Here is a 16,343-nt window from a genome sequence, read left to right as displayed (position 1 = left end):
CATGGTGGTCCGGCGGGTCAGTACACCTGGGTCACCCGATCAGCGTGGCGCCATCCGGATCGCCCCGTCCATGCGGATGGTCTCGCCGTTGAGGTAGTTGTGCGCGACGATGACCTCGGCCAGCTGGGCGTACTCGTCGGGCTCGCCGAGCCGCTGGGGGAAGGGGATCGCCTCGGCAAGCGTCTGCTGGAACTCGGGGGTCACACCCGCGAGCATCGGGGTCTTGATGGTGCCCGGCGCGATGGTGCAGACGCGGACACCGGCGCGGGCGAGGTCACGGGCCGCCGAGATCGTCATCGCATGCACGCCGCCCTTTGACGCGGCGTATGCGATCTGGCCGATCTGCCCCTCGAAAGCGGCGACCGATGCGGTGTTGATGATCACGCCGCGCTGGCCGTCATCGTCGACCGTCGATTCCTTCGAGATCTGCTCGGCGGCCAGGCGCATCACGTTGAAGGTGCCGACCAGGTTGATGTTGATGATCTTCTGGAAGAGGCTGAGGTCATGCGGCCCGTCCTTGCCGAGGATGCGCGCGGCCCAACCGACGCCTGCGCAGTTGACCGCAACCCGCAGGGGAGCGCCGGAGTCGGCGATCGTGTCGATGGCCGCACGGACGTCGATCTCGCTGGTGACGTCGGCGGCGAGGAGGGTCACCCCGCCCACCTGCTCGGCCTTGTCGATCGATGGCTGGAGGTCGAGGCCGAACACCTGGGCGCCGGCCGCGGCGAAGCGCTTGGCCGTCGCGGCGCCGAGACCCGACGCCGCGCCGGTGACCAAGACGGATGAGCCGGAAACGTCCATGGGGAATCCTTTCGAGGGGCCCGGGCTGCCGGCACGAGGAGCAGACCGACGACCGGGCGATCGGTGTCACCGATCACCCTAGACAGACGCGTGACGTCGGCGATCCGCAACCCCCCGAATCACCGAGCGATCGTTCGGGCGGCGCTCTCGTCGTCGGGGATCCGGGCCGCAGCCGCGGACTTCCGGAGATGGCGGATGTAGACCGCGCCGATGCCGAGCAGCACCACCACCGCGGTGAGGGTCGCGATGACCGTGACCGTGCCCGCGTCGCTGAGACCCTCCCACAGCAGCCACGCGGCGAAACCGAAGAAGAGGGTCGCGGCACCCCGCGCGATGGTCCGCTCGGGCAGGTGCTTGCCGAGCAGTGCGCCGATCGCGATGGCGAGGGCGTCCGCGGCGACCATGCCGATGGTCGAACCGATCCAGACACCCAGCCAGTCGTTGTTGGTGGACAGTGTGATGGTCGCGAGCATCGTCTTGTCGCCCAACTCGGCGAGGAAGAACGACGACATCACCGCGAAGAACACCGATGCGCCGACGCGATCGGCCTTGACCGCCTCGTCGTCGTCGAGGTGATCGCCGCGGATGGTCCACAGACCGAACACCAGCATCGCGAGTCCGGCCAGGATCGACATGACGTCCGACGGGATGGACAGACCCAGGAAGTGGCCGAAGAAGACGGACACCGCGTGGACCGCGGTGGTGGCCACCGTGATGGCCAACAGAACGACCCACCAGCGGTAGCGGAGGGCATAGGTCATGGCCATCAGCTGCGACTTGTCGCCGAGTTCGGCGACGAAGATCACGCCGAAGCTCAGCAACAGGGCAGCAATCACGAAAGCCAGGTTAGGGTGCCCACAACCGCCCGTGCAACAGATTGCATGGCCGTATTTCCGCAGGTGGGAGGCTCAAAACTAAAAGTTTGGGAACCCTAACTCGCTTCGCCCAGGTCAGGCCGCCAGCAGCATCGCCAACACCGCGGTGTCGGGGTCCGCGTTGGGATCTATACCGACTTGGTTACGCAGTGTGACAACGGTCCCATCCGCCTCCGCCTCGGCCCATCCGGCGCGGTGTTCGAGCCCGAGTTCGGGCAGCCCCGGGAGCAGGACACAGCCCGAGGCGACCTGTGAGCACTCCGGCAACGACGGCCGCGTCTGCGACGGCGGGTGCAACATGACGAGCGCGGGCGGATTGCTGAGGAAACGGCCCGCCTCGACGAAGCTGTCGTCGACGACGTTGCCGACCGCGACCATCATCCCCACCGCATCGGGGTCGGCCTCGTCGGGCCGCTCCTCGACGACACCGAAGATCGTCGTCGTCGGCAGGAACCCCGGACGGCAGGCGATGCGGACCGACGCGACCAGCGTCTGAGTCCATTCCAACGTGGATTCGGGCCACCGGCCCGAGATCACGATGCCGTTCAGTTGCCCCTCGAAGTGGAACGGCGTCAGGCCGATCGGTATGGAGGTCGTCATCGCTGGTCTCCCTCTGTTACAGGGCCACGGTCCCAACTCGGATCCACAGATGTGCATCCTGTGGAAGAAGAATCCACCCGCGTCGGCCCGGAGACAACTCGAACACGGTTGTTGTGATGGTTCTTTTACACGACGTCACATTCCCCGTCGCTGCGCTCGCCCTGGTCACATTTCCCGTCGCTGCGCTCGACCGACCATGTCCGGCGCACCAGGCACACTGGATGGGTGAGAAGTTCTGCTCCGCTGCGCCCGATGGAGATGGCGTCCATCGCCATCTTCGGTGGGCTGACCGTCGCCGCGATCGTGGTCGCGTCGGTGGTGCCGCTCGCCACCGCCGTCGGCCTGCTCGCGCCCGTACCGTTGGCGCTCGTCGCCGCCCGTACCCGACCCCGCGCCCTCATCACGGCATCCGTTGCCGCGACCGGGGTCAGTTTCGCCATGGCGGGGACCGGTGCGGCAGCCACCGTCCTCGGGTCGGCGCTGATCGGCGGCATCGTCGGGGACACCAAGCGGAGAGGACGGGGGCTCGGCACGATCACCGTGGCGAGCATCATCGCGTCGCCGATCATCGGCGGTCTGTCGGTGCTGGTGCTGCTGGTCCTGGTGCCGTTGCGGACACTGGCCCTCGAGGCGCTCGGCAACACCGTCGGCGGACTGGTCAAGCTGCTGAACAACTTTCCCGCACTCTCCGGGCTCGCCGACACGATCGAGTCACTCGGCAACAGCATGGTCGACGACTGGTGGATCTGGATGTGGGTGTCGGGGGCGCTCGGCACGGCGTTGTCGTTGGCGGTCGCGTGGTGGATGCTCGGAGGCGTGGTCGGTCGACTGGCCGACATCCCGAGCGAGGACACCCTCGACGCCGGTGACCTCTCCATCGGCGCCGACGAAACGGTCGGGCCGTTGCCATTGACGTTGTCCGGGATCGGGTTCCGCTACCGTCCCGACGGCCCGCTGGTGCTCGACGACATCGACCTCCGGTTGGTCCCGGGGGAGTTCGTCGCGGTCGTCGGCGCCAACGGATCGGGCAAGTCGACGTTGGCGAAGATCCTCGCCGGCCGCGCCCCGACGACGGGCACCGTGGACCGCCCCGGGACGGCGGGGCTGGGCCGCCACGGCGGCACCGCGATGGTGCTGCAGCGACCGGAGACTCAGATGCTCGGTTCGCGAGTCGCCGACGACGTCGTCTGGGGATTGCCGCCCGGTGTCGAGGTCGACGTCGAGGGACTCCTGGCCGAAGTGGGGCTGGCCGGCATGGGGGACCGCGAGACATCGGATCTGTCCGGCGGACAGCAGCAGCGACTCGCGATCGCCGGTGCGCTGGCCCGGGAACCCGCGTTGCTCATCGCCGACGAGGTGACGTCGATGGTCGACCCCACCGGCCGGGACGATCTGCTGGCGCTGCTCGCCGGCCTCCCGGCCCGGCGCCGGGAGCGAAGCGAGCGGGCCGAATCCGACCGGCGCCGGGAGCGAAGCGAGCGGGCCGAATCCGACCGGCGCCGGGAGCGAAGCGAGCGGGCCGAATCCGACCGGCGCCGGGAGCGAAGCGAGCGGGCCGAATCCGACCGGCGAGGCATGACGGTTGTGCTGATCACGCATCGCGGCGCCGAGGCGGCGGCGGCCGATCGGGTGGTGCATCTGCACCACGGACGGATGATCGCCCATCCGCCGCAATGGGTTCCGCGGCCCGGCACGGTCGAGGAACCGGTCGTCGTCGCGCCGGATGCGCACGACGGGCCGGACCATCGGAGCATGCCCACCGAGCCGGTCCTGGTCCTCGACGGCGTCGGCCACACCTATCTCAAGGGCTCGCCGTGGCAGGTCGAGGCGTTGCGCGACGTCTCGCTCACCGTGCACAAGGGTGACGGGGTCCTCGTCGTCGGGGGCAACGGCTCGGGCAAGACCACCCTGGCCTGGATCATGGCCGGTCTCATCGCGCCGACGGTCGGTACGGCGACCTTGCGCGGCAAGCCGGTCGCCGGGCAGGTCGGCGACGTCGCGCTGGCCTTCCAACATGCCCGGCTGCAACTGCAGAAGCAGACCGTCGGCGATGAGATCATGGCGGCCGGCGGGATCGAGGTGGGCACCGCCGAAGTGGCCCGCGTCCTCGAATCCGTGGGTCTGCCACGTGACATGGCGGCGCGCCGGATCGATTCGCTCAGCGGCGGTCAGATGCGCCGGGTGGTGCTCGCGGGCCTCATCGCGCGCCGTCCCAAGGTCCTGCTCCTCGACGAACCGTTGGCCGGTGTCGATCCGTACGCCCGTGCCGAGATCGTCGGGATGCTCGCCCGGCTGCGGGCCGACGGGTTGACCATCGTGATCATCTCCCACGACCTCACCGATCTCGATGTCGTGGTGAACCGTCGGGTGCAGTTGACCGGGGGAAGCCTGACCACGATTCCGAACCATCCACCGCCAGACGGTGGCGCACCGGCCCTCGGTGCGGAAGTCGTTGATGCCCAGGCACTTCCGCCTGTCTCTCGGGAGGTCGTCGAATGAGTGTGCAGACCGTTCCCCTGCGGCAGGTGCCGGGCGACTCATTGGTCCACCGACTCTGGGCGGGCACCAAGCTGATCATCGTGCTGGCGCTCGGGGTGATGACCTGGGTGCTGCCGTCCTGGCCCGCGCTCGGGCTGGTGGCGGCGGTGGTGGTGCTGACCGCGATCACCGCGGGTATCCCGCTGGGCGCGATTCCCCGGCCGCCCTGGTGGTTCTGGGGTCTGATCATCGCGGGCGGAGCGCTCAACCTCGCGTTCGGGCCACCCGCCCTGGTCGTCTACCTGCGGGCGGTCACCCTGGGACTGGTCCTCGTGGCCAGTTCGATCCTGGTGATCTGGACGACGCCGATGGCCGAGGTCGCCCCGGCGATCGCGACATTGATGCGCCCGCTGCGATTCCTGCGCCTGCCGGTCGATGAGTGGGCGGTTGCGATCGCGCTCTGTCTGCGCGGGCTGCCGATGCTCATCGACGAGTTGCGCATGCTCCGTGCGGCGCACCGGTTACGACCGTCGGCGCCGGCGCGCAGCGGGCATCCCGCCGCCGAGATGGGCGTGGTCGACATGATCACCGCAGCGATGTCGAGCGCGTTGCGGCGCAGTGCCGAGATGGCGGAGGCGATCACCGCGCGCGGTGGCACCGGCCGCCTGACGGCCTACCCGTCGCGACCGGGACGGGCCGATGCGGTGGTCCTCATCGTGGTCGGGATCGCCTGTGCGGGTGCGATCGTCGCGACCATCCTGCTCTGACACGTCGGGGTCGGGTCGTTCGACCAACGGACATCGCGGGCACCCAGATCGTGTGACCGACCGGGGCGATGCAGAATTGCCCGATGTCACTCGGTCGCTACATAGCGTGGTTCGTCGGTTCCTACGTCGTCCTCGGGGTGGTCCTCGCCGTCGTGGGGTCGTTCCTCGACATCGGCGGCGGTGTCTCCGCGATCGTCCCGATGTTGGCCGCGTCCACCTCGGGTGGACAGTTCGTGAAGGATCACGGTCGAGTGCCGACGCCGGAGGAGCGTCGACGGTTGATCTGGATGTCGTTCGCGGTCGCGATGATCATCACGATCCTCGCGTTGGCGGTGGTCTCTGTCGCGAGTCCGGGAGTGGTCGACGACGTGCTGTCGCGGGGCGATCTCGCGGTGATTCTTACGATCGCGTTGGTGGTCGGGGCGCTGCTCACCTATCTGCTCATCTGGTTCGGCTACGGCTGGATGACCCGACGCGCGCTGGTCGCGCAGGACAAGCGGCAGGCGCGGACACGCTGAGACGAGAATTGCCGCCCCACCCGGTACCGGGGAGGGCGGCAATTCTGGTGAACTGCGGTATCAGGCGGGGACGATCAGGCCCGCACCCTTGCTGCTCGCGGTGGCGAAACGCTCCGCCGCATCAGCCCAGTTGACGACGTTCCACCAGGCCTTGACGTAGTCCGGCTTGACGTTCTGGTAGTCGAGGTAGAAGGCGTGCTCCCACATGTCGAGCATGACGACCGGGATGATGGCCGCCGGGATGTTGCCACTCTGGTCGGTGAGCTGCAGGATCACCAGGTTCTTGCCGATGGTGTCGTAGCCCAGGATGGCCCAGCCACTGCCCTGCAGGGTGGTGGCGGCCGCGGTGAAGTGGGCCTTGAACTTGTCGAAGCCACCGAACTGGTCGTCGATGGCAGCGGCGAGGTCGCCTTCGGGCTTGTCGCCACCGTTGGGGGACAAGTTCTTCCAGAAGATCGAGTGGTTGGTGTGACCACCGAGGTGGAACGAAAGGGTCGCCGAGAGCCCGTAGACCTTGCCGGCGATCGTCTCGTCGTCGCGGGCCGCGGCCAGCTTCTCGAGTGTGTCGTTTGCGCCCTTGACGTAGGTGGCATGGTGCTTGTCGTGATGGAGCTCCATGATCCTGCCGGAGATGTGCGGCTCGAGCGCCGCGTAGTCATACGGGAGATCCGGCAAGGTGTATTCAGCCACGATATTCCTCTCTGAGGTTGTGCTCGTACTCACTCTGCGCGCATCAAGCTGCGGCGTTCGACGCCGACCACGCGAGTACTTCCACCCTTACCCACTGCATGGGGGATTGCAAACAGTGCGACGGAATCCACTTCAAGTGCGGTTGAAGTATTGACCTCGGCGAAGCGACGTGTCGACGGAGATCAGATGAGCATCAGGACGACGAGAACAGCGATCAGTCCGAGGATGCTGATCGTGGTGCCCACGCATGCGGAGCGGACGTTGTAGGTGGCGCGCGGAGTACTCGGCCGCGGGGCCAGGGCCCGGCGGAGATCGGAACTCGCGTGCGTTGCCATGAAAGCCCTTCGTCGTCGCTGATCACGGCGAGGCGCGCCGTGGGCTGGACTTGCGGGGGCCGGATCGCAGTGACTGTCGTCACAACCCGACGTGGTGGTCATGATAGGCAGACCTGCGGACAACGATCAACCCGGCGGTTCCCGTCGTCGGCGTAGGATCGGGCGCATGTCTTGGCTTGACCAGCTACTTTCCGGGCAAACCCGCAAACGTCAACTCATCTCCGCCGATGAAGCCCTGCCGGGCCGCACTATCCCGGTGCCGGTGGCCGCCGAACACCTGCTGCTGCACCACCCGATGCGCGGGGACGCCGACGCCGTGGACAACGGCATCGGCCGATTCCCGGACGGACTGTCCGCCGTCGTGCTCGCCGGCGGATGCTTCTGGGGTGTCGAGGAGATCTTCTGGCAGGTGCCCGGGGTCTGGACCACGGCGGTCGGTTACGCCGGTGGGTACACGCCGAACCCGTCCTACGAGGAGGTCTGCACCGCCCGAACCGGGCACACCGAGTCGGCTCTCGTGGTGTTCGACCCTGCGGTCATCGACCTCGAGGGCGTGCTGAAGATCTTCTGGGAGACCCACGATCCCACGCAGGAGATGCGGCAGGGGAACGACGTCGGGACCCAATATCGTTCGGCGATCTACACGGTGTCCGAGGCGGATGCCGAGCTCGCCCGGTCGACGGCGGAGAGATTCGGCGCGGTGCTCGCCGACGCCGGGCTGGGGCCGATCACCACGGAGATCACGTCGCTCGCCGAGGCCGGCGACGGTCATTTCTACTACGCCGAGGACCATCACCAGCAGTACCTCGCCAAACATCCGAACGGCTATCGCTGCCACGCCGCCACCGGGCTGCACTACCCGGCCGCCTGAACGGTGGCCGATCGGATCACGACGGGTCAGTGGAATCGGACCCTGCTGCATCGTCAGCATCTGCTGACCCGCGTCGACGAGGACGCGATCGAGGTCCTCGACCGCTGCGTCGGCCTGCAGGCGCAGGAGCCGAAGGCCCCGTTCTTCGGATTATGGTCACGCATAAAGGATTTCGACCCCACTGAGCTCGACGAACTGCTCACCGACCGTGAGGTGGTCCGGATCGCACTGCTGAGGTCCACCATCTTCCTCATCGACGCCGAGGACGCGCGGTGGTTACGCCCGATCGCGCAGCCGACGCTCGACACCGAGGTCGCGATCCACGAGCGTCGTCTGCGCGGCACCCGCGCCCACGACGTACTCGCCGAGGCCACCGAGCTGCTCTCCGGGCAGGCGATGTCGGGCGCCGCGCTGGGCAGGGAACTGGCGCAACGTCATCCGGATGACATCCCGTCGACACTCGTTGCGGTGGCGCGATGCGGACTTCCGCTGGTGCAGATCCCTCCCCGTGGCCTCTGGCAGGGTTCGGCGGCACCGACCTACCAGCTGTTCGACGACTGGATCGGTCCCGGTGCGCCCGCCGTGACCGGCGACGAGGCCCGCAAGGATCTGATCCGCCTCTACCTGCGCGGGTTCGGGCCGGCCACTGTCAAGGGCATCCAGAGCTGGTGTGGACTCACCCGGCTCACGTCGCTGGTCGAGGAGATGGAATCAGACTGGGAACTCGTCGCGATGGAAGGTCCGGCCGGGGAGAAACTCTTCGATCTCGATGGTCTCGACATCATCGACGGGGACACGCCGGCCCCACTCCGTCTGATCGCTCCGTTCGACAATGTGATTGTCGCGCAGGCGGATCGACGGCGGGTAGCCGACGATGACCGCTATCGGAGCACCATCACCGTGAACGGCAGGTCTCCCGGTTTCATCCTCGTGGACGGGCGTCTGGCCGGCACCTGGCGGCTCGACCACGGCCGGGTGGTCACCGACATGATGACCGACCTCGCTTCCGGAGACCGACGCGACCTCGACTCCGAAGTGCAGCGGCTGCAGCAGTTCTGCGATACAGCTGACTGATCTGCGTCACTTCCCGGTGCGCGGGTTGCGGCTGGTGATGCAGTATCGGCGACCGACCGGGTCGGCCATCACCGTCCAGTTGGGCAGGCGCTCGACCATCCGCGCACCCCAGTCCTCGTGGCGGGCCATCTCGTCCTCGACAGCCGTCGCGGCCAGGTCGAGATGTCCTGTGGCAAAGGTGGATTCGTCATCGATTCCGTTGCGCTGCAAGAGCAGGCCGATGGCGAGCGCGGGATCGCGGGCCAGCCGCACCAGCTCCGGACGGCTGGTGGGCTCGGTCGGCCGGGCGGTCAGCTGCGCCCAGAACGTCACCTCGCGGTCGAACAGCCCGTCGGGGACGTCGATGCAGACCTGGTCGATGATGCTGATGGTGTCACCGGGCCAGCGGATCGGTCGGGAACGCTCCGATTCGCCGTGCCATTCGACGAGACAGAACACGAAGCCGCCGGGTGACTCCAGCGACAGGTAGTCGCCCTGCATGTCATCACGAACCACGTTGGCGCCCAGAGCGATCGCCTCTGCCGCCGCGGCCCGCGGGTCCTCGACGTGCAGATCGAGGTGGATTCCGCCGGGTCCGTCGTCGACACGTTGCACCCGCAGGTGCGGATCGCCGTTGAACGGCTCGAGGGAGGCGAACTCGCGGTGTTCGCCCCGCGGCGGGGACACGGTGCTGCCCGCGATCGCACGCCAGAAGGTGACCTCGGCACCGAACTGGTCGACCGGGAAGTCGAGGAAGGCGGTGAGCCATCGGATGTGCACGCGCAAAGTCTAATGTCGGCGGCGTCGGGGCGGCCGGCATCCGCACTACACTCGGCGACATGACAGGTGGACCGTGGAAGAGGGTGACCAAGCGGATGTCGCGGTCACACGGTGATCGGGTGGCGGTGGTCCGCCTCGACGGTCCGATCGGGGCGAGTGGGATGGGTCGTCCCGGCCTCACCACCGACTCGCTGGAGCCGGTCCTCAAACGCGCGTTCGGTACCGAGCGCGTGAAGGCGGTCGTCGTGGTCATCAACTCGCCGGGCGGATCCCCGGCCCAGTCCGAATACATCGCCGAACGCATTCGGCAGCTGTCCGCGGAGAAGGGCGTCCCGGTGCTGGCGTTCTGCGAGGACGTCGCCGCGTCGGGCGGTTACTGGATCGCATGCGCGGCCGACGAGATCTTCGCAGCGCACACCTCGATGGTGGGTTCGATCGGAGTCGTGTCATCGGGGTTCGGGCTGTCCGATGTGCTGACGCGCTTCGGCGTGGAACGGCGCCTCTACACGGCGGGCGACAACAAGGCCCGCCTCGATACGTTCTCCCCGGAGCGACCCGAGGACGTGGCGTGGCTCGAGGGTCTGCAGGGGCAGCTGCACGACGAGTTCAAGAGCTGGGTCCGGCAACGTCGCGGCAAGAAGCTCAGCGCACCCGACGACGTGTTGTTCAGCGGCGACATCTGGGTCGGCACGCGGGCCGTCGAGGTCGGTCTGGTCGATGCGATCGGGGTGATGCGGTCGGTCGTCGCCGAGCGATATCCGGACGCGGAGATCACCATGGTGGAAGCACCCAAGCCGCTCGTCGCCCGACTCGTGGGAGGCCAACTCAGTGCGGGCGCGATGATCGAGAGCGCCGTGTCGGGTGCTGTGGCCGCGCTCGATCGCGGTGCAGCCATCCGTTGGCGCTGAATCGGTGTCATCCGGGCGGTGGACAACGCGTCGTCGCGCACTTCTCCCCAAGTTATCCACAACGGACGTTGTGAAGGCGAAAAACCTTTGATGTGACGTACGTCTGCACTTTGTCGAAGAGTTTGTGCCCGTACTGGACCAGATCGGTGACCGTCATCACAGCCGCTGTGAGGGCTGTCACAACATTTTCGACCCGCTCACCTGGTTGTCCACATTTTCCACAGTCTCATCCACAGGTTGATGGTCATCGATGCACACGAACTGTCCGATTGCCAAACCAGCATGTGGATAGTTATATGTAGGTCGTCATAGTGGGGGTCGCTTGCCGATGCACGTGTCAATTCGAGCATCGGCCGGAGCGGTTGTGCACAGGCCGCCGCCGCGACCCGCGTGGCTGTGCCACCATGGTTTGGTGAGCATGGGCGACATCCGACAGGTGCCGGTGACGGAGCTGCCGAACGATTTCAGCGACGAGGTCGGTCGGGTCCTGCTCGACGTCCGCGAGGACGATGAGTGGGCCGCGGGCCATGTCCGGGGTGCGACGCACATCCCCCTCGGCGATGTGCCGGCGCGAATCGAGGAGATCGACCCCGATGCCGAGCTCCTGGTGGTCTGCCACTCGAGCGGGCGGTCGATGCGCGTCCTGCAGTACCTCGCCCAGATCGGGTACGAGGGCAGCTGCGTGAGCGGCGGCATGGTGGAGTGGGTCCAACAGGGCAAGCCGGTCGAGACGGGGAGTACCGGGTCGTAATGATCGACCTCTGTCCGCGGTGCCGGATCCAGGCGCCGCATCGTCCGGGCCGCGAGCAGTGCCCGCGATGCGGCGGGCCGTTGCGCGTCCTGGATTCCGATCTCCTCGGTACGTCGTCGGCAACCGGGTCGTCGACGCCACCGCCTTCCACGCCACCGCCTTCCGCGCCACCGCCGGCACCCCCGCCGCCGCGGCCGGTCACGAGCGGACCACGCAGCGGACGGCTCTATCGCAGTCGTCATGTCCGATGGGTGGCCCGCCGCCCGCCTGAGGCGATCCCGGCCCGCCGACCTCCCGCACCGATGGGGCCTCGGCCGATCCCGCGCTATGTCTACATTCCGCAGTGGGGCCTGCGCGACGTTCCCGATGAGGTCTCCGCCGACCCGCGTTCGCGGGCCGAGGTGCTGCTGGCCGCGCTCGTGAGCGGGTTGCGTTCGCTGGCCGTGGTCCTGGGGCTCGCCGCGCTCGTTCACCTCGCCCGATACGTGTTGATCGTGGTCAACAAGTCGATGCCGGTCCCGGCGTGGACCGACTGGACCAGCTCGGTGCTGGTGATGTTCGTCGGTCTGCTCGCGCTGGGGGCCTACGTGTACGTCTTCGTGGTCTTCACCCGTTGGATCATCGATCTGCGCGCCGAGACGTATCGCAGTCGGGACCGCCGGGACCCGCGGCCGCGCTGGCAGATCGCTGTACTCGCGGCGGTGCCCCTGCTCAATGTGGCCGGCGCTGCGCTGCTGCTGCACGAGGTGGCCCGGCTGCGAGACGATCTCGACCCCGATCGCACCCGGCGACGGTTCACGCGGATCTGGGTGGCCTGGACGATCGTCAACGTGCTGGCACTGGTGGCGATCGCGACCCGCGTCGTCGCGATGTTCTCCGGCTCCATCCAGACGGCGGCCAACGGTCTCGCGGCCGTGATCATCAGCTCGATCTGCTCGGCCGTGTTCGCCTGGTGGCTGGCCGACCGGCTCGCGGCGGTCTTCGGTGCCGCCCACGCCGAACCGGTGCCGTCGCGACGTTGGGTCACGGTCGGATGACCGGCGTCGAGCACATATCGAGATCCGGGAAGCCGGCCGTGGTCGCCCACCGCGGTGCGTCCGCCGAACTCCCCGAGCACACCCTCGCCGCCTACGAACTCGCGCTCGACCAGGGCGCCGACGGCCTCGAATGCGATGTCCGGTTGACCAGCGACCACGAACTCGTCTGCATCCACGACCGCACGATCGACCGCACCTCGAACTCTGCCGGCGTCGTCAGCGAGATGACCCTGGCGGAGTTGCGCGAACTGGACTTCGGCAGCTGGCACGAGTCGGGGAAGAAGTCGTCGGTGCTCACCCTGCGTGAACTGCTGACCCTCACCCTGGACTGGCGCAGACCGGTCCGGTTGTTCGTGGAGACCAAGCACCCGGTCCGCTACGGCAGCCTCGTCGAACAGAAACTGCTCGGCCTGCTCCACGAGTTCGGGGTGGGTATGCCACCGTCGGCCGATCACAGTCGCGCCGTGGTCATCTCGTTCTCGTCGGCCGGGGTGTGGCGTATCCGGCGCCACGCACCGATGCTGCCCACCATCCTGCTCGGGGACACCGCGCGGCTGCTCGGCGGCAGCGCGGCCACCGCGGTGGGGGCCACCGGCATCGGACCGTCGGTGGAGACGCTGCGCCTCTACCCGGATCTGGTCGACCGGGCTGCCGCTGCCGGTCGGGTCACCTACTGCTGGACCGTGGACGAACTCGTCGATGTCCAGCTCTGCGCCGATCTCGGTGTCCGATGGGTCGCCACCAACCGTCCGGCCAAGGTGCGGGACTGGCTGGTCACCGTCGACTGAGCGCCCGGGAGGGACGGGACGGCTCCATGAGAGGGTGGACACATGGCGAAGAAAAGCAAACGGGGCGCCGGGCCGCGTCCGGGCAGTAATCGCGCAGAGCGGGTCGCCGCGCGCAAGGAGCGCCAGCTGGCCGCGATGGCCCCGCCGCCGCGGCCGTTCGCCGGGTTGGCCGCCGAGTGCGATCTGGTGGCGCTGCGCGCCTTCGTCGCCTCGGCCACGGCCAGGGTCGATCTCGTCGAACCGGGCCCGCCGGAGCCGGAACTCACGTCGGTCGTCCCCGACGACACCGCTGCGACGGCGAAAACCACACGCGCCGAGGGCGTCCGCAACGATGTCCTCCTCGCGACGATCCTGCCGGGCGCGGTACCCGCCATCGTCCGCGAGGGCAAGAACGGGCCGGAAGGCGTCGTCGCGGTGCAGACCGATCCCGATCGCGATGACATCGTGGGCGGCCTGGCCGATGCCATCCGGTGGGCAGCCCACGCCGAGCCGAACACCGACTACACGCCGCACGACACGCTCGGCGCGCTGACCGACGTCATCCGAGCCGATGCCGAGCTCGACCTGGTTGTCTACGACGACTTCTCGTGGTGGTTCCCGGGTACCGACGTGCCCCCGGAGATCGCGGACATGGTTGTGCGGGCCAATGATTCGATCATGCCGACCGCTCGCCTGACATCGAAGAGCGGCATCGGCGCACCGTGGTGGGTGGATGCCGGTGAGCGTGCCCATCTGCGTTGGGTGCGACCGGAATCCGAGGACGACCTGATGACCGCGCTGGCCCGGCTGCATGCGGCGGGACGCTTGACCCTCGGTGAGGGCTCACGATTCGCCGGTTCGTTCCGCACCCACGGACTGCTGGTTCCCGTGTTCGATCTGGACAACGAACGGCACCACGAAGAGTGGTTCGCCGGGCTCGATCAGCTCGACGAGTGGCTGACCGAGGCCCTGGCCGTGACCGGTGACCTGAGCACCGCAGAACTCGGCTCGCGCGACGGTCTGCGTAGCCGCCAGGTCACGTTGCGCTGAGCGCGGTTGGCGAGCGGGGCTAGAGGTTTCCGCCTGCTGCTGCGGGTGCCGACGCGGCCGCAGGTCCGGAGCCGTTGATCTCGCGCTGGACGAAGTTCTCGAGGTCGAACAGGTTGCCCTGTGCCCGCTCGGCGATGGTCTGCAGGGTGGTCATGGTGGCGACCTCTTCCACCTGCTCGGCGAGGAACCACTGCATGAACTGCTCGCCCAGGTAATCGCCGCTGTCCCGTGCGGCACGGGCGAGGTCGACGATCTGTTCGGTGACCGACTTCTCCTGGGCCAGCGCCAGCTCGATCGGCGCCCGGTAGTCGGCGAAGTCGGTGCGCGGCGCGGGGACCCCGGGGATCTCCACGTCCACATCGCGGTCGAGGAAGTACTGGACGATCATCATCGCGTGGTTGCGCTCCTCGACGGCCTGGGCATAGAAGTGCTTGGCCAGCTGGGGCATGTCGTGGCCGTCGTAGTAGATGGCGACGGCGATGTACTGCTGTGACGCGGCGAACTCGTTGGCGATCTGGGCGTGCAGCAGTTTCTGGAAGACGGATTCGTCAGTGGTGACTGTCATGGGTCCATCGTAGGGACCCGAAAACGCCCAGATCAGCCCAGTTGAACCTAACTGAGTTGAGCCTCACCAACTTTCGGGCTCAGCCGCCGATGACTCCGCCGGGTCCCGAGAGGAGTTCGTCGGGCACCGCGGTGCCCTTGCGGAGATAGCCGAAGAACTGTTCGGTGTTGTCCCCCACCGCAAGTGAGTCACCATCGGAGGTGTACTCGCTCCCTGCGCTCGGCGTGGTGGTGGTGATCGGGTCACCGCGCAGCGCCAGCGCGAGACCGAAGAGATTCCAGATGTGATCTCCGTCATCGACGGTCACCGCATCGACGGCCCCGTTCGCAAAGGGGATCAACCGGAATAAATTGGCGAGCACCGACGGACTCGTCGCCTTGGCCATCAGGGCGTTGAGGAACTTGCGCTGGTTCACCACGCGCTCGAGATCGGCGTTCGGGAATGCCCGCGTGCGCACCAGTCCGAGGGCCTGGCGACCGTCGAGTTCCTGACAGCCCTTCGGAAGTCGCAGACCCGCCTTCGGATCGTTGAGCGGTTGGTCGAGACAGATGGTCACGCCGCCGACGGCGTCCACGACGCTGTCGAAGCCGCCGAAACCGATCTCCGCGTAGTGGTCGATGCGTACGCCGCTCAATTGCTCGATGGTCTGCACCAGCAGCTGTGGCCCACCGATGTTGAAGGCCGCGTTGACCTTGTGCGACCCCTGTCCGGGGACCGGTACATAGAGGTCGCGCGGGATGCTGATGATCATCGACCGGCCGCTGGGCGGTTTGTGCACCATCATGATGGTGTCCGTGCGGGAACCGTCGCTGTCTCCGGTGGACAGTTGCGCCCGCTGTTGCGCGGACAGGTCAGCGCGGGAATCGGTGCCGACGATCAGCCAGTTCGTGCCCGGGGTGTCCGCGGGTCGGCCGGCATAGGCGACCAGCGCGTCGGTGCGGTTCAGCTTGCTGTCGTAGTAGAACAGCAGGCCGACCGAGGCCACGACGAACAGCAGCAGAACCGCGAGGATCAGTCTGCCGACGCGCAGGCGGCGTCGTCGCTTCGGCTTGGCGGCCGGGGTGGGTGCGGCCCCCCGGGAGCGCGGCTTACGTGGCGGAGCGCCCGCCGACCCGCGCGATGACGACCCCCGGGACGCCGACCGTCGGGATTCGTCGGCGCGGTCGGCCGTGGAGCGGCGCGGTCGGTCGTCACCGGGAAGGGGTTCGGGCTTCTGGGTGGGCGCGTACCCCGCCGACCGACGGTCGGGCTGGGGCTGGGCCGGGCGCGGATGGTCGGGGCGCGGTCGACCCGCGGGCGCGTCCGACCAGGCCAGCGGGGGCTGGTAGCGGGCGTCGTCGACACGGCGTCCGCGGAGATGGGCGGTCGCCTCGGGTGGCGTGCCCGGGGGCGGTGCCACCCGGCGCGGCGGTGGGTTGGGTGGCGGGGGGATGCGCGGGGGCGGATTGCGGGGCGGGGGACCGGCGCGGCGAGTGGGATCGCCGGCGCGCGGCGCGG

General features: G+C 68.0%; 18 protein-coding genes. 10 read left to right on the top strand and 8 right to left on the bottom strand.

Features of this window, described 5'->3' with window-relative positions; translation table 11 throughout:
* Positions 1–39: 39 nt before the first annotated feature.
* The 3 genes from D7316_RS17300 to D7316_RS17290 all read right to left on the bottom strand — a co-directional run bounded on the left by D7316_RS17300 (position 40) and on the right by D7316_RS17290 (position 2,276).
* Complete coding sequence (locus D7316_RS17300) at positions 40–801, bottom strand: SDR family NAD(P)-dependent oxidoreductase (protein WP_124709354.1); 762 nt, start codon at positions 799–801, stop codon at positions 40–42.
* Positions 802–920: 119 nt separating this feature from the next.
* Positions 921–1,637, bottom strand: coding sequence for a TMEM165/GDT1 family protein (locus D7316_RS17295; RefSeq protein WP_124709353.1), 717 nt, complete (start codon positions 1,635–1,637; stop codon positions 921–923).
* 114 nt (positions 1,638–1,751) lie between these two features.
* Complete coding sequence (locus D7316_RS17290) at positions 1,752–2,276, bottom strand: peptidase (RefSeq protein ID WP_124709352.1); 525 nt, start codon at positions 2,274–2,276, stop codon at positions 1,752–1,754.
* A gap of 252 nt (positions 2,277–2,528) precedes the next feature.
* Here D7316_RS17290 and D7316_RS17285 point away from each other — a divergent pair, with 252 nt between their 5' ends.
* The 3 genes from D7316_RS17285 to D7316_RS17275 all read left to right on the top strand — a co-directional run bounded on the left by D7316_RS17285 (position 2,529) and on the right by D7316_RS17275 (position 6,039).
* A complete protein-coding gene (locus tag D7316_RS17285; RefSeq protein ID WP_232017197.1) occupies positions 2,529–4,775 on the top strand; it encodes an ABC transporter ATP-binding protein in 2,247 nt (748 codons plus the stop codon).
* Complete coding sequence (locus tag D7316_RS17280; protein ID WP_124709351.1) at positions 4,772–5,521, top strand: energy-coupling factor transporter transmembrane component T family protein; 750 nt, start codon at positions 4,772–4,774, stop codon at positions 5,519–5,521. The genes D7316_RS17285 and D7316_RS17280 overlap by 4 nt, the downstream gene beginning before the upstream one ends.
* A gap of 83 nt (positions 5,522–5,604) precedes the next feature.
* Positions 5,605–6,039, top strand: coding sequence for an ABZJ_00895 family protein (locus D7316_RS17275; protein ID WP_124709350.1), 435 nt, complete (start codon positions 5,605–5,607; stop codon positions 6,037–6,039).
* Between the two features lie 60 nt (positions 6,040–6,099).
* Here D7316_RS17275 and D7316_RS17270 read toward each other — a convergent pair whose 3' ends face one another.
* Both D7316_RS17270 and D7316_RS27170 read right to left on the bottom strand, forming a co-directional pair.
* On the bottom strand, positions 6,100–6,729 hold the full coding sequence (locus tag D7316_RS17270) for a superoxide dismutase (protein WP_124709349.1): 630 nt from the start codon (positions 6,727–6,729) through the stop codon (positions 6,100–6,102).
* Between the two features lie 182 nt (positions 6,730–6,911).
* A complete protein-coding gene (locus tag D7316_RS27170) occupies positions 6,912–7,064 on the bottom strand; it encodes a hypothetical protein (RefSeq protein ID WP_164473807.1) in 153 nt (50 codons plus the stop codon).
* 166 nt (positions 7,065–7,230) lie between these two features.
* On the opposite strand from D7316_RS27170, the gene msrA reads away from it, so the two are divergent.
* Positions 7,231–7,935 carry a peptide-methionine (S)-S-oxide reductase MsrA gene (gene msrA / locus D7316_RS17265; RefSeq protein ID WP_124709348.1) on the top strand — a complete coding sequence of 235 codons (705 nt, stop codon included), beginning with the start codon at positions 7,231–7,233 and terminating at the stop codon, positions 7,933–7,935.
* 3 nt (positions 7,936–7,938) lie between these two features.
* Positions 7,939–9,009, top strand: a complete 1,071-nt coding sequence (locus tag D7316_RS17260; protein WP_124709347.1) for a winged helix DNA-binding domain-containing protein — start codon at positions 7,939–7,941, stop codon at positions 9,007–9,009.
* 6 nt (positions 9,010–9,015) lie between these two features.
* On the opposite strand, the gene D7316_RS17255 is transcribed toward D7316_RS17260, so the two are convergent.
* Entirely contained in the window at positions 9,016–9,768 is a 753-nt protein-coding gene (locus D7316_RS17255) for a VOC family protein (RefSeq protein WP_124709346.1), read from the bottom strand.
* 59 nt (positions 9,769–9,827) lie between these two features.
* Between D7316_RS17255 and D7316_RS17250 the strand changes: the two genes are divergently transcribed.
* The 5 genes from D7316_RS17250 (at position 9,828) to D7316_RS17230 (ending at position 14,281) form a co-directional block, all read left to right on the top strand.
* Entirely contained in the window at positions 9,828–10,676 is an 849-nt protein-coding gene (locus D7316_RS17250) for a S49 family peptidase (protein ID WP_124709345.1), read from the top strand.
* A gap of 418 nt (positions 10,677–11,094) precedes the next feature.
* A complete protein-coding gene (locus tag D7316_RS17245) occupies positions 11,095–11,427 on the top strand; it encodes a rhodanese-like domain-containing protein (RefSeq protein ID WP_124711405.1) in 333 nt (110 codons plus the stop codon).
* A 302-nt stretch (positions 11,428–11,729) separates the two neighbouring features.
* Positions 11,730–12,464, top strand: a complete 735-nt coding sequence (locus tag D7316_RS17240; protein ID WP_232016948.1) for a DUF4328 domain-containing protein — start codon at positions 11,730–11,732, stop codon at positions 12,462–12,464.
* Complete coding sequence (locus D7316_RS17235; protein ID WP_124709343.1) at positions 12,461–13,252, top strand: glycerophosphodiester phosphodiesterase; 792 nt, start codon at positions 12,461–12,463, stop codon at positions 13,250–13,252. The genes D7316_RS17240 and D7316_RS17235 overlap by 4 nt, the downstream gene beginning before the upstream one ends.
* Before the next feature lie 42 nt (positions 13,253–13,294).
* Entirely contained in the window at positions 13,295–14,281 is a 987-nt protein-coding gene (locus D7316_RS17230; RefSeq protein ID WP_124709342.1) for a DUF5926 family protein, read from the top strand.
* Between the two features lie 19 nt (positions 14,282–14,300).
* Here D7316_RS17230 and D7316_RS17225 read toward each other — a convergent pair whose 3' ends face one another.
* Both D7316_RS17225 and D7316_RS17220 read right to left on the bottom strand, forming a co-directional pair.
* Positions 14,301–14,846 (bottom strand): ferritin, encoded by a 546-nt coding sequence (locus D7316_RS17225; protein WP_124709341.1) that lies wholly within the window; start codon positions 14,844–14,846, stop codon positions 14,301–14,303.
* A gap of 79 nt (positions 14,847–14,925) precedes the next feature.
* A complete protein-coding gene (locus tag D7316_RS17220; protein WP_232016947.1) occupies positions 14,926–16,245 on the bottom strand; it encodes an LCP family protein in 1,320 nt (439 codons plus the stop codon).
* Positions 16,246–16,343 lie beyond the last annotated feature (98 nt).

The organism is Gordonia insulae (assembly GCF_003855095.1).
GTDB lineage: Bacteria > Actinomycetota > Actinomycetes > Mycobacteriales > Mycobacteriaceae > Gordonia > Gordonia insulae.
The sequence above is the reverse complement of the archived record's forward strand: the minus strand, read 5'-3'. Positions and strand labels throughout refer to the sequence as shown.